The following is a 21,114-nucleotide window of genomic DNA, read 5'->3' as shown; positions in this document are numbered from 1 at the left end:
GTGGCGGCCCTTCGCCGTGCCGACCTACTTCTTGGCGTCCTTGGGAGCCTCGTCGTCGGTGGACAGGGCGGCGATGAAGGCCTCCTGCGGGACCTCGACCCGGCCGACCATCTTCATCCGCTTCTTGCCCTCCTTCTGCTTCTCGAGGAGCTTGCGCTTGCGGGAGATGTCACCGCCGTAGCACTTGGCGAGCACGTCCTTGCGGATCGCGCGCACCGTCTCACGGGCGATCACCCGGGAGCCGATGGCCGCCTGGATCGGCACCTCGAACTGCTGACGGGGGATCAGCTTCTGCAGCTTGCCCGCCATCATGACGCCGTAGTTGTAGGCCTTGTCCTTGTGCACGATGGCGGAGAAGGCGTCCACCGCGTCGCCGTGCAGCAGGATGTCGACCTTGACCAGCTGGGCGCTCTGCTCGCCGATGGGCTCGTAGTCCAGCGAGGCGTAGCCGCGGGTCTTGGACTTGAGCTGGTCGAAGAAGTCGAAGACGATCTCGGCCAGCGGCAGGGTGTAGCGCAGCTCCACCCGGTCCTCGGAGAGGTAGTCCATGCCCTGCAGGTTGCCGCGGCGGGCCTGGCAAAGCTCCATGATCGCGCCGACGAACTCGTTCGGCGCCAGGATGGTGCCGCGCACCACCGGCTCGTGGACCTCGGCGATCTTGCCGGTGGGGAACTCGCTCGGGTTGGTGACGGTGTGCTCGGTGCCGTCCTCCATCACCACCCGGTAGACCACGTTGGGCGCGGTGGAGATCAGGTCGAGCTTGAACTCGCGCTCCAGGCGCTCCCGGATGATCTCCAGGTGCAGCAGGCCGAGGAAGCCGCAGCGGTAGCCGAAGCCGAGTGCGACCGAGGTCTCCGGCTCGTAGACCAGCGCGGCGTCGTTCAGCCGCAGCTTGTCCAGCGCGTCGCGCAGCAGCGGGTAGTCCGAGCCGTCCAGCGGGTAGAGGCCGGAGAAGACCATCGGGCGCGGGTCCTTGTAGCCGCCCAGCGCGACGGTGGCGCCCTTGACCATCGAGGTGATGGTGTCACCGACCTTGGACTGCCGGACGTCCTTCACACCGGTGATGATGTAGCCCACCTCACCGACGCCCAGGCCCTCGGAGACCTTCGGCTCCGGCGAGATGACGCCGATCTCCAGCAGCTCGTGGGTGGCGCCGGTGGACATCATGGCGATCCGCTCGCGCTTGTTCAGCTGGCCGTCGACCACCCGAACGTAGGTGACCACGCCGCGATAGGTGTCGTAGACCGAGTCGAAGATCATCGCGCGGGCGGGGGCGTCCTTGACGCCCACCGGGGCGGGGATGTTCTCGACGACGTGGTCGAGCAGCTCCTCGACGCCCAGACCGGTCTTGGCGCTGACCTTGAGCACCGACTCCGGGTCGCAGCCGATGATGTGCGCGATCTCGGCCGCGTACTTCTCCGGCTGCGCGGCCGGCAGGTCGATCTTGTTCAGCACCGGGATGATCGTGAGGTCGTTCTCCAGGGCCAGGTACAGGTTGGCCAGGGTCTGCGCCTCGATGCCCTGGGCCGCGTCGACCACCAGGATGGTGCCCTCGCAGGCCGCGAGCGACCGGGACACCTCGTAGGTGAAGTCGACGTGGCCGGGCGTGTCGATCATGTTCAGGATGTGGGTGGTACCCGTGCCCGCACCGGTCCTGGGGGCCCAGGGCAGTCGGACCGCCTGCGACTTGATGGTGATGCCGCGCTCGCGCTCGATGTCCATCCGGTCGAGGTACTGGGCGCGCATCTGGCGCGGGTCGACCACACCGGTGATCTGCAGCATCCGGTCGGCGAGCGTCGACTTGCCGTGGTCGATGTGGGCGATGATGCAGAAGTTGCGGATCAGCGCCGGGTCGGTACGGCTGGGCTCTGGCACATGAGTAGGGGTCGCGGGCACCTTGGTCCGATTCTCCGTGGTCGTCCCGGGGCCGACTGGTCGCCTGCCCGAGGGGCCCTGTGGGGCATGAGGAAACCAGGGCTTGGTCCATCTTCCCACGCGACCGGCGCACGGTGCCGGTTTGGGGGGCATGGGCGGGCCCTGGTAGCGTTGGCCGCTGCACCGCGCTCCGGCATGCCCTCTCAGCTGCCCCGGAGCACGGGTCGCAGAACCCGTTCGGCCCTTAGCGGGGCAACGTTCCAGACAGACTGAGGCACTTTCGTGGCGAACATCAAGTCCCAGATCAAGCGCAACAAGACCAACGAGAAGGCGCGCCTGCGCAACAAGGCCGTCAAGTCCTCGCTGAAGACCGCGCTGCGCAAGGCCCGCGAGGCCGCCGCCGCCGGTGACACCGAGAAGGCCACCGTGCTGGCCCGCGAGGCCTCCAAGGCCCTCGACAAGGCCGTCAGCAAGGGTGTCATCCACAAGAACCAGGCCGCCAACAAGAAGTCGGCGATCACCAAGCAGGTCCACGTCGCCGCCTGAGCTGCGCGCTAGCACCACCCCCGTCCACGGGTGATTCCGGCCCTCTACCCGGACCCCGTTCGGACCGCATCACTTCGCACCGCACGCGGCCTGCGTTCGCCACGCGGGTGCGGTGCACAGAGCGTGAACGCCGAAGCCCGCCCGGTCCCACCGGGCGGGCTTCGGCATTCCCCGGCCCTGACCGCCGGCCCGGCCCGCCCTCAGTACGGGCGGGAGCCGGAGCGGGCGGCGCGGGCCACGGTGACCACGGCGCGCTCCAGGGCGTAGGCGGCATCGTCGGCCCCGCCCTTGACGGCGGCGTCGGCCTGGGCGATGGCGGTCAGGGCGGTGGCCACGCCGTCCCCGGTCCAGGTGCGCATCTGCTGGCGGACCCGGTCGATCTTCCAGGGGGGCATGCCGAGTTCACGGGCCAGGTCGGCCGGGCGCATCGAGCGGTCGGCGGTGGCGAGGCGGCCGATGCTGCGCACGCCCGCGGCCAGCGCGTAGGTGATGCCGGTGGGCGGCTGGCCCACCGCCAGGGCCCAGCGCAGGCGCTCCAGCGCGTCGGCCGCACGACCGGTGACCGCGAGGTCGGCCACCTCGAAGCCGGTGGCCTCGGCCCGGCCGCTGTAGTAGCGGGCCACCACGCGCTCGTCGATGGTGCCCTCGACGTCGGAGCAGAGCTGGCCGACGGCGGCCGCCAGCTCGCGCAGGTCGCCGCCGAGCGCGTCCAGCAGCGCCTGGCAGGCCTCCGGGCTGGCCGAGCGGCCGAGCGTCTTGAACTCGCCCCGGATGAAGGCGATCCGCTCCCCCGCCTTGGTCAGCTTGGGGCAGACCACCTCGCGGGCGCCGGCCTTGCGGGCCGCGTCCAGCAGGCCCTTGCCCTTGGGGCCGCCGGCGTGCACCAGGACCACAATCACCTCGTCGGCCGGGGCGTCCAGGTAGGCCTTGAGCTCCTTGACCGTGTCGGCGCCCAGGTCCTGGGCGGCGCGGACCGCGATCACCTTGCGCTCGGCGAAGAGCGAAGGGGTGGTCAGCTCGGCCAGCGCGCCGGGCTGCAGGGTGCCGGGGGCCAGGTCGCGCACGTCGGTGTCGGGATCGGCCGCCTTGGCGGCGGCCACCACCTGGGCCACGGCGCGGTCCAGCAGCAGCTCCTCCTGGCCGACCACGAGGGTCAGCGGGGCGAGCAGGTCGTCGGGTGCACTCTTCCTGGCCATCGCGTCCCAGCATCCCACGGCCGGGCGACACAATGGTGCGATGAGCAACGACCTGCCCGCCGCCCGCCAGCTCCTGGTCCTCGCCGACCGCGACAGCGCCGAGGAGGTGGTCGGGGAACTCCAGGCGGAGCACCCCTGGCTCGGGCCGTTCGAGCTGGTCAGGGATGCCCTGGCCGGTGAGGACGACGCCGAGGACGCGCAGTGGCTGGTGGTGCTGGAGGAGCCCGCCGACGGGTGGACGGGCGTGCTGCTGGCCCGGTTGGACGAGCTGGCCGACGCGCACCAGGGGTGGCGCGAGGAAGGCTGACTGGTGTGGACCATTGACAGGGCGCGGGCACGCCAGCACGCTGTCCGGTGCCCGGGGACCCACCTGCCGCTCTGGAGGCGTTCATGCGCGCGTCCCCCGTTACTGTCCGACCGTTCAGCGCCCTGCTCGGCGCGGCCGCCCTGCTGACAGCCGCCAAGTTCACCGGGAGCCTGTACATCGCGGAGGGGTCCTCGGTGCGGCCCGAGTGCACCGACTTCGGCTCCTCGGTGCAGAACTCCACCGGCTCCTGGGTGCAGTCGGCCGCGCCGGCCGGGGCGGGCAGTACACCCGGGATGCTCGGGTACATGTTCTGGGCGGCCGAGAAGCCGGCCACCCGGGGCGTCACCACGGATCCGCCGAACAGCTGCCAGGGCGGGGTGGGCGCGGGGGCCACCGCCTTCGCGGTGCCGGTGCCGATGCCGGCGCTGCGGCAGAGCTGAGGCTGCCCCGGGGGAACGGGAGGTTTCGTGCGGCCCGGTCCGGGCCCGCGGTCAATCCGTGCGCCTGGGCCGGAAGGGCGGTGCGGCTACCGATGATGGGAGCCCTGGGGCCTCGGCCCCGGCCCGTCAGCCCCTCAGCCCCCTTCCCCTCGGAGGCCCGATGTCCGCGTTCGCCGCACTCCACCTGCCCGAGCTGGCCGCCTCGGCCGCCCTGCTGCAGCCCGAACTGGTCTCGCTGCGGCGGGACCTGCACCGGCGGCCGGAGATCGGCCTCGAGCTGCCCGAGACCCGGGCCCGCCTCCTGGCGGCGCTCGACGGGCTGCCGCTGGAGCTCACCCTCGGCGAGGGGCTGAGTTCGATCACGGCGGTGCTGCGCGGCGGGCGGCCCGGCCCGAACGTGCTGCTGCGGGCGGACATGGACGCGCTACCGGTGCAGGAGAGCGGGCGGCTTTCGTACGCCTCCACCGTGCCGGGCGCGATGCACGCCTGCGGGCACGACCTGCACATGGCCGTGCTGGTCGGCGCGGTGCGGCTGCTGGTGGAGCGGCGGGCGGAGCTGCCCGGGAACGTGGTCTTCATGTTCCAGCCGGGCGAGGAGGGCCAGGGCGGCGCGCAGCGGATGGTGGACGCGGGTGTGCTGGAGGCGGCGGGCGAGCGGGTGGTGGCCGCCTACGCGCTGCACGTGGCCGCCGCGCTGCTGCCCAACGGGCTGGTGGCGAGCCGGCCCGGGCCGGTACTGGCCGCCTCCGACACGCTGCACGTCACGCTGCGCGGGCGCGGCGGGCACGGCTCCAGCCCGCACTCGGCGTTGGACCCGGTGCCGGCCGTGTGCGAGGCGGTGCTGGCACTGCAGTCGATGGTGACCCGGCGGATCGACGCCTTCGACCCGGTGGTGCTCACCGTCGGCACGCTGAGCGCGGGCACGGCGGCGAACGTGATCCCCGAGGAGGCCCGGTTCGCCGCGACCATCCGCTCCTTCTCCGACCAGTCGCGCCGCACGGTGCACGCCGAGGCGCTGCGGGTGGTCCACGGGATCGCGGCGGCGCACGGGTTGACCGCGGAGGCCGTGCTGGAGGACGGCTACCCGGTGACCGTCAACGACGCGGTGGAGACCGCCTTCGCGGCCGAAGTGGTGGCGGGCCTGCTCGGGGCCGGGCGGTACATGGAGATGCCCAAGCCGATCGCGGGCTCGGAGGACTTCGGGGTGTTGGGGGCGCTGGTACCGTCCGCGTACCTGATGCTGGGCGCCGTGCCGACCGACGGCCGCGACCCGTTCAGCGCGCCCTACAACCACTCGCCGCAGGCGGAGTTCGAGGACAACGTGCTCGCCGACGGGGCCGCACTGCTGGCCGGGTTGGCGCTGGGGCGGCTCGCCCGGGGGTAGCGCGGGGCCCAGCGCGGGCCGGGGTGCCGCGCGAGGGCGCGTACGTCACGGTCTGGGCGGGGTGCGCGCTGCTCGCGGCGCGGTGGTCGCGGACGGGGCGGTGGCCGAGGGCAGTTGAGTCCTGGTCACCCGGACGGCTGACTCGTGACGATTCATCACTCCGCCTCCCGGTGGCGTTCTACGCTACGAACATGCCGCGCTACCCGCTGCTGCGGTCACTCGAGGAGGAGTCCTGTGTCATCGCCCTGTGACCCCGCAAACGCTTCCGCCGGTGACGTGGGTGCCGCGCTCATGGTGGTCGACTCCCGGCTCAAGGCCCTCTACGACGGTACCGGCGTGCCCGACCCCCGCCAGCAGGAACTGCTCAACCAGTACGCCGCCTCCCTGGGCCCGCAGGGCATCGAGGCGCTGGTGGACGGGGCCTGCACGCTCATCTACATGTTCATGTGCTGGCTGCGGGCCGCCTACGAGGACCACGAGAAGGATCCCATCGAGGAGGTGGTGCCCAGCGTGGTGGCCACCATGCGGATGATGCCCAAGACCTTCCGCCCCGAGGTCATCCCCACCATGGCCGGCCTGCTCGTCGCGGCCGGCACCGGCCTGAGCCCCAATCTCTGGCGCGCGCAGTATGGCCGTTGGACGGCCGCCGAGATGAATCCCCTGGAGGCCACGGCTGTCCTGCTCGCCGACCACATCAACCGGATCACCGGCGACGACCACGAGTTCGCCACCCGACTGATCAGCAATGCCCTGTCCCAGGCCGAGCGGGACGAGGACGAGGACATGGTCGAAGGGGACGTCCGGGCGGACGAGTAGTCGGCCACCCGGCTTCACTCCGCGCCTGGACGGGGGTGGGTGAGGACGTGGAGGGCGCCCGGGCTGTCCGACTGGAGGGCGATGTCACCGGCCTGGTCGGTGCGCAGGACGGTGGCGCCCAGGGATTCGAGGTGCGCGACGGTGTGCGCGGAGGGGTGACCGTAGGAGTTGTCGGCTCCGACCGAGATCAGGGCCAGGTGTGGGTGGAGGGCCCGGGCCAGGGTCCAGTCCTGGTTGGCGGAGCCGTGGTGGGCCACTTTGAGGACGTCGACCCGGGGCGGGTGGGCCCGGGCCAGCAGGGCGGATTGGGCGGCCGGTTCGAGGTCGCCGAGGAGGGCGATGCGCAGCGGCCCGGCCTGGACCAGCAGGGCCAGGCTCGCGTTGTTCGGGCCCGGGGTGTCCGGGCCGAGGGGCCCGCTCGGCCACAGGACGTCCCAGGACAGGTCGGGGGCGGCACTGCGGTGCTCGCCCGGAGTCGGTTGCAGCAGCGGAACGTTGGCCGCCCTGGCCCAGGCGGTGGCCTTGGCCGCCTCGCCCGGTGGTGCGCTCAGGGTGGTGGTCTCGATCGCGCCCACGCTGCGCCGGCGGAGCACCCCGGGCAGCCCCTCCAGATGGTCGGCGTGGAAGTGGCTGAGCAGGACCAGTGGGATCCGGGTGATGCCGAGGTCGCGCAGACAGGTGTCCGCGGCCGCCGGGTCCGGACCGGCGTCCACTACGACGGCGGAGTCCGGACTCCCCGGGACCGGAAGCACCGTCAGATCGCCCTGACCGACCGAGCACAGGACGAGTCGGGCGTCGGCCGGGGGCCAGCCGGTGGCGACCCGGACCAGAGCGGGTGGGCGCAGGAGCAGCAGGAGCAGGGCGAGGGCGAGCGGGGCGGCGAGCAGCAGGCGGACTCGTCGGGCCCGGCTGCCGGGGCCGGCGGGGGTGGCCGGGCCGGGCTTGGGGAGCAGGGCGGGTAGCGCGAAGCAGGCTGCCGTGATGGCGAGGGCCAGCAGGACGGTGCCGGGCCAGCCCGGGGTCCAGGCGAGTTCGGCGCCGGGCAGTTCGGCTCCGCTGCGGGCGACGCGGACCAGCCACTCGGTGGGGAAGGCGGCCAGGCCGGCCAGGAAGCGGGCCGCGCCGGGCGAGAGCGGGGCGACCGCGAGGGTGGCGAAGCCGAGCAGGGTGGCGGGGGCGACGGCGAGTTCGGCGAGCAGGTTGCACGGGATGCCGACCAGGCTGACCCGCGGGGCGAGCAGCACGGTGGCCGGGGTGCAGAGGGCCTGAGCGGCGGCAGCGCTTGCGACCGCCTCGGCCAGGTGGTGCGGCCAGCCGCGCTCGCGCAGGGCCTCGGACCAGCGGCGGCCCAGGGTGAGCAGGCCGGCCGTGGCCAGCACGGAGAGCAGGAAGCCGTAGGACCGGGCCAGGCGCGGGTCGAAGAGCAGCAGGGCGAGCACGCCGGCGGCAAGTGCGCTGAGCGCCTGCCGGGGACGGCCCAGGGCGAGGGCGAGCAGGCTGAGCATCCCGGTGGCGGCCGCCCGGACCACGCTCGGATCGGGGCGGCAGAGGGTGACGAAGGCCAGCGTGAGGAGGGCGCCGAGCAGTGCGGCCAGGCGCAGCGGGACACCCAACAGGGCTGCCAGACCGCCGCGTTCGGCAGTGCCGGCGCGCGCGGGCGCGCCGAGCAGCACGGCCAGCACGATGGACAGGTTGGCGCCGCTGACGGCGACCAGGTGGACCAGGTCGGTGCTGTGGAAGGCCGCCATCAAATCCTCGGGGATGGCAGAGGTGTCGCCCACCACCAGTCCGGGCAAGAGCGCCCGGGCGTCGGGCGAGAGCTCGGCGCAGGCCTCGCGCAGGCCCGCGCGCAGGCGGCCGGCCAGGCGTTGGAACCAGCTGGGCGGCGCGAGTTGGCGCGGAGCGCCCTGGGCGAGCAGGACGGCGCCGGTCTCCGCGCCCTCGGCGGTGGCCGGGAGCACGCGGACCTGGGCGCTGACCCGGGTGGTGGGGAGCAGGCGCTGCCAGGCGGCGGTGTCGCCGCCCTGGACGATCACGGTGACGGGGGTTCGGGTGCGGGTGGGCGGCTCGACGGGGGTGACGATCCGTTCGGCGGTCGCGTCGACGCTGAGCACGGGGTGGGGCGGGCCCGAGCCACGGGAGCGCGAGGTGTGGGTGCGCGGGTCGCGGGTGACGGTGAGTTCGACCTCGATGGGAGCGGCGGCGCCGTCGGCCTCCGCGGCGGCGCGCGCCAGAGCGGGGAGCGGGCCCCGGTAGCGGTCGGCGGTGTGCAGGGCGGTACAGGTGGCGGCCGCGCTGATGGTGAGGAGGATGGCGGCGGCCAGGATGCGGCCGCGGCCGAGGTGTTGACGGCGGCACAGGAGCAGGGCGGTGGCGGTGAGGACCGCGAGGCCGGCCAGCAGCAGGACGAGCAAGAGGTGTCGGGGCGTCAGGTCGAGCAGCAGGGCCGCAGCGCACCAGGCGGCGATGGTGGGGAGCAGGAGTCGCAGATCGGAAGCGGGCGCCGGGGCGGGAGCCGGGGCAGGAGCGGAGCCTGGGGCAGGAGCAGAGGCGGTCGGGTCCGCAGCGGTGGGCGGGGGCTTCGGCGGCATGTGCGGGCCTGGAGTGCGGTGGTGGGTGGCGGTGGACGGCAGTGAGCGGGTCGGGCCGGTCCCGGGAGCGGGCGGAGCGGCGCTGGTCAGAGGGTGAGGAGCGGTTTGAGCTCGGCGAGCTTTCTGCTGCCGATGCCGGAGATCTGGCCCAGCTGGTCCAGTGAGCGGAACGAACCGTGCTGGGAGCGGTAGTCGAGGATGTGCTTGGCGAGCACCGGGCCGATACCGGGCAGCGCGTCGAGTTGCTCCTGGGTGGCGCGGTTGAGGCTCAGTGGCCCCCTGGGCGCGGTGGGGCCGGTGGCCGGGGCGGGCGGGCCGGGGAGGCCCACCAGGACCTGCTCACCATCGGTCAGCACCTGGGCGAGGTTGAGCCCGTCGGTGTCGACGCCGGGCTGCGGGCCGCCGGCGGCCCGCAGCGCGTCGGCGATGCGGGAGCCGCCCGGGAGGGTGAGGATCCCGGGGTGGACCACCCGGCCGGCCACGTCGATGACCACGGGCGCCAGCCTCGGGCCCGGTGCCGGAGCGGCCGCGGAATCGAGAGGGGCGTCCGGGCCGGACCCGACCTCGATCGGGTCGGCGGGCTCGGACTCGCGGGCGGTGCCGACGGGGGCCGCCCGCGGACTCGGGCGCCCGGCGGCGGCCGAGGGAACGGTGACGGGCTGTGGACGGCCCAGCCAGAAGTGCTGGACGGCGTAGGCGACAGCGAGCAGGAGTAGCACGGCGAGGCCGAGGACGGCCTTGCGATCGGCCCAGAGCAGGGGGTGCAGCGCGGTGGGGAGCCGGGCCCGGAGACGACGCCGAGGCGCGGGGAGCGGGCCCGGCTGGGGCTCGGGCTGGGGCTCGGAGTCCGGGTCAGCGGCGGCCTGTGCCGGGACGAAAGCGGGAGCGGGAGCGGGAGCGGGGCCAGGATCCGGGGACGGGGACGGGGACGTGGGCGCGGGCGGCGACGGGGAGGAGCCGGTGAGCCTGGGCCCGTATCCGTAGGGCCACCCGGTGGGGAGCGGGCCGGCCGGGGAGTTGAGCAGCTGACCCGGAGCTGACGCACCGTCGACCAGGGCCGGCGCCGGGAAGAGGTGGGAGACGCGCGAACGGAGCATCTCGGTGGAGGCGCGCCGCCGGGCGGTGGGCGGGAGGAGGGTGTGCAGACCGTTCATGCCCACGAAGGTAGGCAGCCCCGGTCACCCGCACCACCACGAGCTCAAGACCTGTGGACAACCCCGCCCCTGTGGATATCTCCCACGGTGTTCATCCGATGAGCGAAGCGGCGCGAGGCGGCACCCGAGCCCCTACTCCCCCGCCGGCCCCGCCTACTCCAGCGCCCCTGCCGAACCGGTCGACCGTGCCGACTCCACCGACACCACCACCGCCAGCATCCCCGGCCCCACATGGGCCCCGATCACGGCGCCCACCTCCCCCACGTACAGCGAGCGCAGGCCCGGGACCCGTTCGCGCAGCCGCTCGGCCAGCGCCGCCGCCCGGTCCTCGGCGGCCAGGTGGTGCACCGTGATGTCCACCGGTCCCTCCCCCGCCAGGGCCTGCTCGACCGCGAGCTCCTCCAGCCGGGCAATGGCCCGGGACGCGGTGCGCACCTTCTCCAGCGGCTCGATCCGCCCGCCGTCCAGGTGCAGCAGCGGCTTGACCGCCAGGGCCGACCCGATCAACGCCCGCGCGGCCCCGATCCGCCCGCCCCGGCGCAGGTGCTCCAGGGTGTCGACGTAGAAGTAACCCCGGGTCAGTTCGGCCCGCCGCGACGCGGCCTCGGCCACGCCGTCCAGGTCGAGCCCGGCGTCGCGGGCCTCGGCGGCGGCCAGCACCGGGTACCCGAGGGCCATCCCGACCAGCCGGCTGTCCACCACCCGGACCGGGACCGGTGCTTCGGCCGCGGCCAACCGCGCAGCGTCGCTGGTCCCGGAAAGCTCGCCGGACAGGTGCACCGAGACCACCCCGGTCGCGCCGGCCTCGGCGGCCGCGCGGTAGGCAGCCGCGAAGGTCTCCGGGTTGGGCCGCGAGGTGGTCAGCTGCTGCTTGGCCCGCAACGCCTCGGCGACGTCCTTCGGGGCGATCTCCACCCCCTCGGTGAGCACCGCGTCGCCCAGCACCACGCTCAGCGGGACCACCGAGATCCGGTGCCGGTCGATCTCGTCCTGGGGCAGGTAGGCGGTGGAATCGGTGACGATGGCGAGCTCGGCGGGCATGAGCCGGAGGTTACTCCTCCCGAGGTCACCGGGCACATCCGCCTCCGCTCGCACCGACCGCGCCCGACCACCCCCACCGCCGGCGCCCGCCGGCACGGACCGGGTCAGCCCGCCGAGGACCCCGGGCTGGGCTTGCGCAGCCGCTGGGTGAACCGCTCTCCGAGGCCCAGCAAGTCCTCCGCGCCCACCCGCCCAGCCCCGGACCCGAGCCCGGGCCGCGCACCGCCCCGACCAGCACCGGCACCGGCACCGGCCGTGCCAGCCGCCCCGGCAGCCGGAGCGTCCCAGTGCCGCAGCGCCCCCGCCTCGTTCTCGCACTCCTCGCTCAGCCGCCCCAGCTCGTCCGCCGCGAACCGCTGCATCCGGTCCTGCGCCGCCCAGCGCAGCGACTCCGCCGAGTGCGTGATCCGGTCCGCCCGCTCGCGCAGCTCGCCGAGCTTGGCGGTCACCCGGGCCTGGTCCGGCTCGCGCTCCAGCATCCGCAGCTCACCGTCCAGTTCCGCGCCGTGCGTGTCCAACCGGGCCAGCAGCGTGAGCGCCTCGGTGAGCTGCCGGTCGCTCGCCAGCCCGTTCTCCAGCACCTCGCGGGTACCGGTCAGCGCGGTGCGCAGGTGCAGCCGGATCGCGGCCAGCTCACCCTGTGCCCCGGGCTTGGTGAAGGTCTTCGCCTTCAGCGCGGCGTTCTCCACCGCGCGGCGGGCCTGCGCCTCGGTCCGCTCGACCTTGCGCACCACGGCCCGGGTCACCTTCACCGCGCCGACCAGGACCAGCGTGACCGTCGCCACGCAGAACAGCGCGAGCAGCACCCCCACCACGTTGAGTGCGTCGAACATGAGTGCCGCCTTCCGCCTGGCCTGCCCCGTCTCCGTTCCCACCGTATCCCCGGTCCGGGTGGACCGACCCCCGTTCAAGGGCAACAGCCGGGACGGATCAGGGCCGCCTCAGGGTTTCCCCTGAGACGGCCCTGGAGCGGCCGCTACCGGATCCAGCACCTACCGGACCAGCCGCCCGCGGCTCCGCCCGGCCGGTCAGCCACCTGAGCCGCCGTCAGCCGGTGACGATGTTCACCAGCTTCGGCGCCCGCGCGATCACCTTGCGCACCTGCGCCCCGCCGATCGCCGCGACGACCGCCGCGTCGGCCAGTGCCAGGGCCTCCAGGTCGGCGTCCGAGATGCTCGGCGGCACCTCCAGCCGGGCCTTCACCTTGCCCTTCACCTGGACCACGCAGGTCACCGTGTCGTCCACCACCAGCGCCGGGTCGGCCACCGGGAAGTCGGCGAACGCCAGCGACTCGCCGTGGCCCAGCCGGCGCCACAGCTCCTCGGCGATGTGCGGGGCCAGCGGCGCGACCAGCAGCACCATCGCCTCCGCCACCTCGCGCGGCGTGGAGCCGCGCTTGACCAGGTGGTTGTTCAGCTCGATCGCCTTGGCCACCGCGGTGTTGAAGCGCATCCCGGCCAGGTCGCCGCGGATCCCGTCGACCGCCTTGTGCAGCGCCCGCAGGGTCGCCTCGTCGGCCGGCTCCTCGGTGACCACCAGCTCGCCGGTCTCCTCGGAGACGATGTTGCGCCACAGCCGCTGCAGGAAGCGGTACGAGCCGACCACCGCGCGCGGGTCCCACGGCCGGGAGACGTCCAGCGGGCCCATCGACATCTCGTACAGCCGCAGCGTGTCGGCGCCGTACTCGGCGCAGATCTCGTCCGGCGCGATCGCGTTCTTCAGCGACTTGCCCATCTTGCCCGCCTCGCGGGTGACCGGCTCCCCCTGCCACACGTAGCCGCCGTCCACCTCCTCCACCTCGGCGGCCGGCACCGGGAAGCGGCGCGCGTCGCGGTAGACGTCGGCGGTGATCATGCCCTGGTTGAACAGCTTGTGGAACGGCTCGACCGAGGAGACGTGGCCCAGGTCGTGCAGCACCTTGTGCCAGAACCGCGCGTACAGCAGGTGCAGCACCGCGTGCTCGGCACCGCCCACGTACAGGTCGACGCCGCCGTGCGGCTTCTGCTCGGTCGGGCCCATCCAGTAGGCCTCGTTAGCCGGGTCGACCAGGCGGGCGGAGTTGACCGGGTCCACGTAGCGCAGCTCGTACCAGCAGGAGCCGGCCCAGTTGGGCATGGTGTTGGTCTCGCGCCGGTACGTCCTGACCCCGTCGCCCAGGTCCAGCTCGACGTTGACCCAGTCCTCGTTGCGCGACAGCGGGGTCTTCGGGGTGCTGGCGGCGTCCTCCGGGTCGTAGGTGTGCGGCGAGTAGTCCTCCACCTCGGGGACCTCGACCGGCAGCATCGACTCGGGCAGCGCGTGCATCGCGCCGTCCTCGTCGTAGACGATCGGGAACGGCTCGCCCCAGTACCGCTGGCGGCTGAACAGCCAGTCGCGCAGGCGGTAGTTGACGGTGCCCTCGCCGATGCCCTGCTCGGTCAGCCAGGCGGTGACCGCCCGCTTGGCCTCCGCCACGCTCAGGCCGTCCAGCGAGATGCCCTGGCCGCCCTCCTCCGCCGATGCCGAGTTGACCAGCACCGAGTCGTAGGTGTCGAAGGCGTCGTCCCACTCCTGCGGGTCGGTGGACCGCCCGTCGGTCGGCTCCACCACGCACACCATCGGCAGCGAGAAGGCCCGGGCGAAGGCGAAGTCGCGCTGGTCGTGCGCGGGCACCGCCATGATCGCGCCGGTGCCGTAGCCCATCAGCACGTAGTCGGCGATGAAGACCGGGACCGGCTTTCCGGTGACCGGGTTGGTCGCGTAGGCGCCGGTGAAGACACCGGTCTTGACCTTGGCGTCCATCTGCCGCTCGACGTCCGACTTGGCGGCCGCGGCGGCCCGGTAGGCGGCGACCGCCTCGGCCGGGGTGTGCGCGCCGCCCTTCCAGTCGCCGTGCGTCTGGCTCGGCCAGGCGGCCGGGACGATCGCGTCGACCAGCTCGTGCTCGGGGGCCAGCACCATGTAGGTGGCGCCGAACAGGGTGTCGGGGCGGGTGGTGAAGACGGTGATCGCCCGGTCGGCGCCGACCGGGAAGTCCACCCGGGCGCCCTCGGAGCGGCCGATCCAGTTGCGCTGCTGCTGCTTGATCGCCTCGGGCCAGTCCAGCTGGTCCAGGTCGTCGATCAGCCGGTCGCCGTACGCGGTGATCCGCATCATCCACTGGCGCAGCTTGGACTTGAAGACCGGGAAGTTGCCGCGCTCGGACCGGCCGTCCGCGGTGACCTCCTCGTTGGCCAGCACGGTGCCCAGGCCCGGGCACCAGTTGACCGGCACCTCCTTGGCGTACGCCAGCCGGTACTCGCCCAGCACCTCGTCCCGCTCGACGGCGGACAGCTCGGACCAGGCCCGCCCGTCCGGCGTGGCCCGCTCACCGGAGGCGAAGGCCTCGACCAGCTCGGCGATCGGGCGGGCGGCCTTCGCGGCCGGGTCGTACCAGGAGTTGAAGATCTGCAGGAAGATCCACTGGGTCCAGCGGTAGTACTCCGGGTCGATGGTGGCGATCGACCGGCGGGAGTCGTGGCCCAGGCCCAGCCGGCGCAGCTGGCCGCGCATGTTGGTGATCGCGGCCTCGGTGGAGACCCGCGGGTGCACGCCGGTGGCCACCGCGTGCTGCTCGGCGGGCAGGCCGAAGGCGTCGTAGCCCAGGGTGTGCAGCACGTTGTGCCCGGTCATCCGCTGGTAGCGGGCGAACACGTCGGTGGCGATGTACCCCAGCGGGTGGCCGACGTGCAGGCCGGCCCCGGAGGGGTACGGGAACATGTCCATGATGAAGCTGTGCGGCCGCTGCGCGACGGCGCCGGCAGCGGTCTCCGGCGCCAGCGGACCAGCCGGGTTGGGGGCGTTGAAGGTGCCCTCCTTCTCCCAGGTGTCCTGCCAGCGGGACTCGATGTCGGCGGCCAGGGCGGCGGTGTACCGGAACGGCTCGGTGGTGGCCTCGGCGGCGCCGGAGGCAGGGGTCGTCTCGCTCATGGTCCTTCGAAGCTCCATCGTGTCAGGTTGCGAATCGTCAGCTGAGCGGCCGGGAAAGGGGCCTGCGGCCCGGGTGGAAGGACCCGGGAAACAAAAAAGCCCCTCGCAGGAGGGGACGCCACGCTGACTCCGGCTGCAGCCCGCTCGGCTCGGCCGGTCCTGGTCAGCGCGGCCGGCTAAGGAGCAGGCGCACGATTCGCATGGCCAACAGGGTACCGCAGGCGGCAGGCAGCAACCCCGGGGCGGGCCGGGGGTTCGACGCCGTCGGGGCGGGCCGGGAGTGCGGCCCGCCCGACCCGGTCAGGCCAGCCGCTGGTCGCGCACCGCCGCCCAGCGCAGCGAGTCGCGGATCCCGTCGGCGATGTCGTGCTCCGCCTCCCACTCGAGCAGCCGCTTGGCCTTGTCGCTGCGGGTGTAGGCGCCCGCCACGTCACCCGGACGCAGCTCGGCCTCGCGGACCGCGACCGGCTGCTCCACCACGCTGTTGAACGCCTCGACCAGCTCGCGCACCGTGGTGCCGGTGCCGCTGCCCAGGTTGATCGCCGCCGAGCGCCCGCCCTCCAGCGCCGCGTCGAACCGCTCCAGCGCGGCCACGTGCGCCCGGGCCAGGTCCCAGACGTGCACGTAGTCGCGGATCCCGGAGCCGTCCCGGGTCGGCCAGTCCACCCCGGTGATGGTGAACGGCACGCCCTCCTCCTGAGCCTCGATCAGCTTGCCCAGCGCATGGGTGGGCCGGCGCACCTGCAGGCCGGTGCGCAGCTCGGGGTCGGCGCCGATCGGGTTGAAGTAGCGCAGCGACAGCACCCGGACCGGCTGGGTGGCGGCGATGTCGGCGAACATCTGCTCGCAGACCGCCTTGGTCCGCGCGTACGGGCTCTGCGGGGCGATCACCGCCTGCTCGTCCACGCTGAAGTCCGCGCCCTCGCGGTAGATCGAGGCCGAGGAGGAGAAGATCATCTTCTCGCAGCCGTTGCGGACCAGGTGGCTGACGAAGTCCAGGCTCTTGGCCACGTTCGCCCGGTAGTAGCCGATCGGGTCGGCCACCGAGGCGGGCACCACGATCAGCGCGGCGCAGTGCACCGCGGCCTCGATCTCGGGGTGCTCGGCGAAGATCCGGTCCAGCAGCTCCCCGTCGGCGATGTCGCCCTGGTAGAAGACCCGGCCCTCGGTGAACTCGCGGCGTCCGGTGACCAGGCTGTCCAGGATCACGGGGGTGTGCCCGGCCGCCAGGCAGGCAGAGGCGACGGTGCTGCCGATGTAGCCGGCGCCGCCGGAGATCAGAACCTTCATGGCGTGGTAGGAGCCTTTCCTCGATCCGGTACCGGCGGCAGCCTAGCCGCTACCGAGCCCGCCCCGACCCGGCCGGCCGCGCCCCCTCCAGCTCCCGCAGCACCCGGGCGACCAGCCCGGACTGCATCCCGGCCGCCAGCGCCCGGGCCCGCCGCACCGCCTCGTCGGCCTGCTCGCGGTCCCCGGCTCGGCGGTGCGACTCGGCCAGCCGGACCAGCAGCAGCGCCCTGGCCCGCGCGGTGGCCACCCCGGCCACCGCCTCGGCCAGCAGCGGGCGGGCCTGCTCGGGCTCGTCCAGGAACAGCCGGGCGCCGCCGACCAGGCCGGCCAGCCCCGCCCGGTCCCCGTCCGCCGGTAGCACGGCGAAGGCCTGGGCGGCGGCCCGCTCGGCGGCCGCCCGGTCCCCGTTGCGCGCGTGGGCCAGGGCCAACCGGCCGAGCTGCCGGGCAAGCTGACTTGGCGTCAGGTTCGCCTCGGCCGCCGCCAGCGCGGTGGCCAGCAGCTCGGCCGGGTCCAGCCCGCGCCCGGACCCGTGGTACGCGAGCTGCACCGCCAGGCTCCCCACCACGCTGACCGCCAGGGCCGGCTCCCCCGCCACGTGCGCGGCCCGCAGCGCCGCCACGTACGCCCGCTGGGCAGCGGCCTCCTGCCCGAGGTCCGCGCCGGCCCAGCCCACCAGCCGGGCCAGCCGGCCGGCCACCGCGTACAGCCGGCGGCCCAGCTCCGGCCGGGCGGCGTAGTCGCCGAGCTCCAGCAGCTTGCCGACCATCGCCAGCTCCGCCCGGGCCGGCTCCAGCACCAGGCCGCCGCCGCAGCTGCCGGCCAGCCGCCGCTTGCCCTGGCAGCTGCGCCGCAGGTCGGCCACCTGCTCCTCGGTGACGGCCAGCGCCCCGGTACCGCCGGTGACCGGGGGCGGCGGCGCCGACCACTGCAGCGCCGAGCGGGCCAGCTCGTCGCCGCGGAACAGGTCGGTCAGCCGGACCGGGGCCACCTGCAGGCCGGCCTCGCGCAGCGCGATCTGGGCGGTGTCGGCGGTCCACGGGTCGGTGAGCAGCCGGGCCGAGAGCACCTTGGCGCCGCGCTGGCTGCCCATCCGGCCCCAGAGCTGCTCGTAGGTGACGGCGATCCCGACCGCCCGGCTGAGCACCTCGCAGACCGCCTGGTCGTGCGGGGCCCGCGGCACCATGCCGCGGTCGCGCCACTTGTACGGGGCGGTCTGACTGATCGCCAGGCCGGGCGGCAGCACCAGGTTGACCTCGCGGGCCAACCGCTCGGGGCTCCAGGCGAGCTGATGGAGTATCCGGGCGAGCTCTTCGTTGCGGATGCGCGCGAGATCGGCCATGGCCCGACGGTAGCGGGCGGTAGCCGGTCTTGGGCAGCACGCCTCGGATATCACCCAGCGTAGCCGGAGCGGCTGAACGGGCCAGCAATTTCACCAGGTCCGGCGGGGTAACCGACTTCACACGTAACCCAAAGCGGTCACTGAGCGTAGGACATCCGGCAAGCCCACCTCCCGGAAGCGGTGACCCCCGTGCGTCCAACTGCCCTGCTCCCCCGCCCGAGCCGCGCCCCGGCCCGACCGCCGGCCGTCTCCCGACGGCAGCGGATCGGCCGCCGCCGCGCGCTGCTGGCCGGCGCCGTGGTGCTCAACCAGCTGGCCTATGGCTCGGTCTACTCGTGGAGCATCCTGTCCGCCGGCTTCCAGGCGCCCGGCAACGGGTTCGCGCTCGGCCGGGACGAGGCCGGGCTGCCGTTCGCCGCCGCGCACGCCCTGGTCTTCCTCGGCACCGTGCTGGGCGGCCTGCTGATGGGCCGGCGGCCGCCGCGCGGCATCGCCGTGGTGGCCGGCCTGCTCTACGCGGGCGGCATGCTGGTGGCCGGCTGCGCACACGGGCGCCAGGACTTCTGGCTGGTGCTGCTCGGCTACGGCGGGATCAGCGGCGTCGGCCTGGGCCTGGGCTACATCGTGCCGACCACCATGCTGCAGCGCTGGTTCCCCGGGCACCGGGCGCTGGCCGCCGGGGTGGCCACCGGCGGGTTCGGGCTCGGCTCGGTGCTCTGCGCGCCGCTGTACCGGGTGCTGGTGGCGCACTTCGCCGCCAACCCGGCCCGGGTGCTGCTGGTGCTGGGCGCGGTCTTCCTGGTCACCACGCTGACCGGGGCCGCCTTCTTCGCCAACCCGCCGCGCCCGGTCTCGCTGCCCGCGCAGCAGGCGGCCACCGGCTACCGGCCGGCCCAGGCGCTGCGCACCCGGCAGTGGTACCTGCTGACCCTGGTGCTGTTCTGCAACACCGCGGCCGGGATCAGCATGCTCTCGGTGGTGGCTCCGGCGGCCGGCGCACTGACCGGCCTGAGCCCGACCCTGGCGGCGGTGCTGACCGGGGTGCTGGGGGTGTTCAACACCGTCGGGCGCCCGCTGTGGGGCTGGCTGTCCGGACGGACCGGGCTGATGACCGCCTTCGTGATGATGCTGGCCACCCAGGGACTCTGCCTGGTGGCGCTCTCCCAGGTCTCCTCGCCGGTGCTCTTCCTGCCGCTGGCCGCGCTGGTCTGCCTCTGCTTCGGCGGCGGCTTCGCCACCATGCCGGCCGCCGCCTCGGAGTTCTTCGGGCTGGCGCACGCGGGGGCGGTCTACGGGCTGATGCTGATCGGCTGGAGCCTGGCGGGACTGGCCGGCCCGCTGGCGGTCTCCGCGCTCGCCGCCCACTCCTCCTACGGCGCCGCCTTCCTGGCCCTCGGCGCGGTCACCGTGCTGGCCGCCGCGCTGCCCACGCTGGCCCGGGCCCCGGGGGCGCCGCGCACCGCGCGCTGACGCCCGGCACAGCCGAAGGGCCGCCTCCCTGACGGGAGGCGGCCCTTCGTACGCGTGGAGCTACGGGGAATTGAACCCCGGACCTCTTGCATGCCATGCAAGCGCTCTACCAACTGAGCTACAGCCCCATGTGAAATTTTTGCCGTGCATATTTTTGCCGCCCCCGGTTTCCCGCGGCGACATGTCTTACTTTACACGGTCTGCCGGGTGCTTCACGAATCCGTTTCCGGGCCCGGGCCCCCGGCCCCGCCGCGGGCCCGGGCCCGGGGGGCCTGCGGCACGGAACGCCGAAGGGCCGCTTCCCGATGGGAAACGGCCCTTCAACTGTTGTGGAGCTACGGGGAATTGAACCCCGGACCTCTTGCATGCCATGCAAGCGCTCTACCAACTGAGCTACAGCCCCGCGACACGCACGGCCCTGGTGGACCGCTGGTGCGGAGTGGAGCTACGGGGAATTGAACCCCGGACCTCTTGCATGCCATGCAAGCGCTCTACCAACTGAGCTACAGCCCCGCACTCGAGGAGCCTCGCCGCCCGGTGGGCCGCGTTCTCTCCTGCGAACGAGGAAGACTCTAGCTGGTCAGGCCCGGAATGACGAAATCCCGCCCGCGAGCTGCGGCTCGCTCAGGTGTCGTCGCCGATCACCGGCTCGGGCAGGCTGCCCGCGTTGTGCTCCAGCAGCCGCCAGCCGCGGGCCCCCTGGCCCAGCACCGACCAGCAGCAGTTGGACAGCCCGCCCAGGCTCTCCCACTGCTCCGGCGCCAGGTCGAGCAGCCGGCCCAGCATGGTGCGGATCGTCCCACCGTGGCTGACCACGACCAGGGTGCCCGCCTCCGGCAGCTTCTCCGCGGCCGCCAGCACCAGCGGCACCGAGCGGTCGGCCACCTCGGTACTCAGCTCGCCGCCGCCGCGGCGCACCGGCTCGCCGCGGCCGAAGGCGGCGTACTCCTGCGGGTAGCGGGCCTTGATCTCGGCGTGGGTCAGGCCCTGCCAGCTGCCCGCGTACGTCTCCCGCAGGCCCTCGTACTGCTGCACCTCCAGGTCGGTCAACCGGGCCAGCTCGGCCGCGGTGGCCGACGCCCGGCTCAGGTCGGAGGAGATCAGCAGGTCGGGCCGCAGCCCCGCGAGCAGCCGGGCCGCCCGCTGGGCCTGGGCCAGACCGGTCTCGGTCAGCGGGATGTCGGTGCTGCCCTGGAACCGGGACTCCAGGTTCCAGGAGGTCTGGCCGTGCCGCCAGAAGACGATCCGCGGTCCCCCCGCGCGGCTGGTCAGCTGAAGTCCTGGATGAAGCCGACCGCGTTGCCCGCCTCGTCGGTGGCCGCGTCCTCGGGGCGGTTGCGGGTGGCCAGCGCGTCCGCGGGCAGCGGCAGCTCGGGGCAGTCCTTCCAGAGCCGGTCCAGCGAGTAGAAGGACCGCTCCTCGGCGTGCTGGACGTGCACCACGATGTCCAGGTAGTCCAGCAGGATCCAGCGGCCGTCGCGCTCGCCCTCGCGGCGCACCGGCTTGACGTCCAGCTGCTCGCGCAGCTGGTCCTCGATCTCCTCGGCGATCGCCTTGACCTGGCGGTCGTTGGCGGCCGAGGCGATCACGAAGGCGTCGGTGATCGACAGCACGTCGCTGACGTCGAAGGCGATCACGTTGTGCGCGAGCTTGTCGGCGGCCGCCTGGGCGGCGACGTTGATGAGTTCCTGCGAGTGTTCGGTTGCGGTCACGG

The 21,114-nt window shown here is 73.5% G+C and carries 17 protein-coding genes and 3 tRNA genes; 6 read left to right on the top strand and 14 right to left on the bottom strand.

The window, feature by feature from the left end:
- Positions 1 to 24: 24 nt before the first annotated feature.
- Entirely contained in the window at positions 25 to 1,896 is a 1,872-nt protein-coding gene (lepA, locus tag C7C46_RS20470; protein WP_110671325.1) for a translation elongation factor 4, read from the bottom strand.
- Between the two features lie 261 nt (positions 1,897 to 2,157).
- On the opposite strand from lepA, the gene rpsT reads away from it, so the two are divergent.
- Entirely contained in the window at positions 2,158 to 2,421 is a 264-nt protein-coding gene (rpsT, locus tag C7C46_RS20465) for a 30S ribosomal protein S20 (protein ID WP_110671324.1), read from the top strand.
- 200 nt (positions 2,422 to 2,621) lie between these two features.
- On the opposite strand, the gene holA is transcribed toward rpsT, so the two are convergent.
- Positions 2,622 to 3,617 (bottom strand): DNA polymerase III subunit delta, encoded by a 996-nt coding sequence (gene holA, locus C7C46_RS20460; protein WP_110671323.1) that lies wholly within the window; start codon positions 3,615 to 3,617, stop codon positions 2,622 to 2,624.
- Positions 3,618 to 3,657: 40 nt separating this feature from the next.
- On the opposite strand from holA, the gene C7C46_RS20455 reads away from it, so the two are divergent.
- The 4 genes from C7C46_RS20455 to C7C46_RS20440 all read left to right on the top strand — a co-directional run bounded on the left by C7C46_RS20455 (position 3,658) and on the right by C7C46_RS20440 (position 6,564).
- Positions 3,658 to 3,924 carry a hypothetical protein gene (locus tag C7C46_RS20455; RefSeq protein WP_110671322.1) on the top strand — a complete coding sequence of 89 codons (267 nt, stop codon included), beginning with the start codon at positions 3,658 to 3,660 and terminating at the stop codon, positions 3,922 to 3,924.
- Positions 3,925 to 4,007: 83 nt separating this feature from the next.
- Positions 4,008 to 4,364, top strand: coding sequence for a hypothetical protein (locus C7C46_RS20450; RefSeq protein ID WP_220040658.1), 357 nt, complete (start codon positions 4,008 to 4,010; stop codon positions 4,362 to 4,364).
- A gap of 160 nt (positions 4,365 to 4,524) precedes the next feature.
- Positions 4,525 to 5,748 (top strand): M20 metallopeptidase family protein, encoded by a 1,224-nt coding sequence (locus tag C7C46_RS20445; protein WP_110671321.1) that lies wholly within the window; start codon positions 4,525 to 4,527, stop codon positions 5,746 to 5,748.
- A gap of 234 nt (positions 5,749 to 5,982) precedes the next feature.
- Entirely contained in the window at positions 5,983 to 6,564 is a 582-nt protein-coding gene (locus C7C46_RS20440; RefSeq protein ID WP_110671320.1) for a hypothetical protein, read from the top strand.
- A gap of 14 nt (positions 6,565 to 6,578) precedes the next feature.
- Here C7C46_RS20440 and C7C46_RS20435 read toward each other — a convergent pair whose 3' ends face one another.
- The 7 genes from C7C46_RS20435 to C7C46_RS20405 form a co-directional block, all read right to left on the bottom strand.
- The gene (locus C7C46_RS20435; RefSeq protein ID WP_245984580.1) at positions 6,579 to 8,978 is read right to left on the bottom strand and encodes a ComEC/Rec2 family competence protein; all 2,400 of its coding nucleotides are present in this window, start codon (positions 8,976 to 8,978) and stop codon (positions 6,579 to 6,581) included.
- A gap of 263 nt (positions 8,979 to 9,241) precedes the next feature.
- Positions 9,242 to 10,309 carry a ComEA family DNA-binding protein gene (locus C7C46_RS36665; protein WP_245984578.1) on the bottom strand — a complete coding sequence of 356 codons (1,068 nt, stop codon included), beginning with the start codon at positions 10,307 to 10,309 and terminating at the stop codon, positions 9,242 to 9,244.
- 153 nt (positions 10,310 to 10,462) lie between these two features.
- The gene (locus C7C46_RS20425) at positions 10,463 to 11,350 is read right to left on the bottom strand and encodes a DegV family protein (RefSeq protein ID WP_110671318.1); all 888 of its coding nucleotides are present in this window, start codon (positions 11,348 to 11,350) and stop codon (positions 10,463 to 10,465) included.
- A 104-nt stretch (positions 11,351 to 11,454) separates the two neighbouring features.
- Positions 11,455 to 12,183 (bottom strand): hypothetical protein, encoded by a 729-nt coding sequence (locus tag C7C46_RS20420; protein WP_110671317.1) that lies wholly within the window; start codon positions 12,181 to 12,183, stop codon positions 11,455 to 11,457.
- A 214-nt stretch (positions 12,184 to 12,397) separates the two neighbouring features.
- A complete protein-coding gene (gene leuS / locus C7C46_RS20415; RefSeq protein WP_110671316.1) occupies positions 12,398 to 15,298 on the bottom strand; it encodes a leucine--tRNA ligase in 2,901 nt (966 codons plus the stop codon).
- A 300-nt stretch (positions 15,299 to 15,598) separates the two neighbouring features.
- A complete protein-coding gene (gene galE, locus C7C46_RS20410) occupies positions 15,599 to 16,588 on the bottom strand; it encodes a UDP-glucose 4-epimerase GalE (RefSeq protein WP_110671315.1) in 990 nt (329 codons plus the stop codon).
- Positions 16,589 to 16,637: 49 nt separating this feature from the next.
- Positions 16,638 to 17,930: an NsdA family TPR-like regulatory protein gene (locus tag C7C46_RS20405; protein ID WP_146259152.1), complete on the bottom strand. Its 1,293-nt coding sequence runs from the start codon at positions 17,928 to 17,930 to the stop codon at positions 16,638 to 16,640.
- A 189-nt stretch (positions 17,931 to 18,119) separates the two neighbouring features.
- Here C7C46_RS20405 and C7C46_RS20400 point away from each other — a divergent pair, with 189 nt between their 5' ends.
- Complete coding sequence (locus C7C46_RS20400; protein ID WP_220040657.1) at positions 18,120 to 19,400, top strand: OFA family MFS transporter; 1,281 nt, start codon at positions 18,120 to 18,122, stop codon at positions 19,398 to 19,400.
- Between the two features lie 55 nt (positions 19,401 to 19,455).
- Here the strand turns inward: C7C46_RS20400 and C7C46_RS20395 are convergent.
- The 5 genes from C7C46_RS20395 to rsfS all read right to left on the bottom strand — a co-directional run bounded on the left by C7C46_RS20395 (position 19,456) and on the right by rsfS (position 21,112).
- Positions 19,456 to 19,528, bottom strand: a tRNA-Ala gene (locus tag C7C46_RS20395).
- A gap of 202 nt (positions 19,529 to 19,730) precedes the next feature.
- A tRNA-Ala gene (locus tag C7C46_RS20390) sits at positions 19,731 to 19,803 on the bottom strand.
- 37 nt (positions 19,804 to 19,840) lie between these two features.
- A tRNA-Ala gene (locus C7C46_RS20385) sits at positions 19,841 to 19,913 on the bottom strand.
- 111 nt (positions 19,914 to 20,024) lie between these two features.
- A complete protein-coding gene (locus C7C46_RS20380; protein WP_110671313.1) occupies positions 20,025 to 20,672 on the bottom strand; it encodes a histidine phosphatase family protein in 648 nt (215 codons plus the stop codon).
- On the bottom strand, positions 20,669 to 21,112 hold the full coding sequence (rsfS, locus tag C7C46_RS20375) for a ribosome silencing factor (RefSeq protein WP_110671312.1): 444 nt from the start codon (positions 21,110 to 21,112) through the stop codon (positions 20,669 to 20,671). The genes C7C46_RS20380 and rsfS overlap by 4 nt, the downstream gene beginning before the upstream one ends.
- Positions 21,113 to 21,114: the final 2 nt, after the last annotated feature.

Source organism: Streptomyces tateyamensis (assembly GCF_003205575.1).
Classification (GTDB): domain Bacteria; phylum Actinomycetota; class Actinomycetes; order Streptomycetales; family Streptomycetaceae; genus Kitasatospora; species Kitasatospora tateyamensis.
The sequence above is the reverse complement of the archived record's forward strand: the minus strand, read 5'-3'. Positions and strand labels throughout refer to the sequence as shown.

Coding starts and splice junctions, on each gene's coding strand:
- C7C46_RS36665 (WP_245984578.1), bottom strand. CDS start 10,309: ATGAACGGTCTGCACACCCTCCTCCCGCCCACCGCCCGGCGGCGCGCC.
- C7C46_RS20455 (WP_110671322.1), top strand. CDS start 3,658: ATGAGCAACGACCTGCCCGCCGCCCGCCAGCTCCTGGTCCTCGCCGAC.
- C7C46_RS20445 (WP_110671321.1), top strand. CDS start 4,525: ATGTCCGCGTTCGCCGCACTCCACCTGCCCGAGCTGGCCGCCTCGGCC.
- C7C46_RS20425 (WP_110671318.1), bottom strand. CDS start 11,350: ATGCCCGCCGAGCTCGCCATCGTCACCGATTCCACCGCCTACCTGCCC.
- leuS (WP_110671316.1), bottom strand. CDS start 15,298: ATGAGCGAGACGACCCCTGCCTCCGGCGCCGCCGAGGCCACCACCGAG.
- C7C46_RS20420 (WP_110671317.1), bottom strand. CDS start 12,183: ATGTTCGACGCACTCAACGTGGTGGGGGTGCTGCTCGCGCTGTTCTGC.
- C7C46_RS20405 (WP_146259152.1), bottom strand. CDS start 17,930: ATGGCCGATCTCGCGCGCATCCGCAACGAAGAGCTCGCCCGGATACTC.
- galE (WP_110671315.1), bottom strand. CDS start 16,588: ATGAAGGTTCTGATCTCCGGCGGCGCCGGCTACATCGGCAGCACCGTC.
- C7C46_RS20450 (WP_220040658.1), top strand. CDS start 4,008: ATGCGCGCGTCCCCCGTTACTGTCCGACCGTTCAGCGCCCTGCTCGGC.
- holA (WP_110671323.1), bottom strand. CDS start 3,617: ATGGCCAGGAAGAGTGCACCCGACGACCTGCTCGCCCCGCTGACCCTC.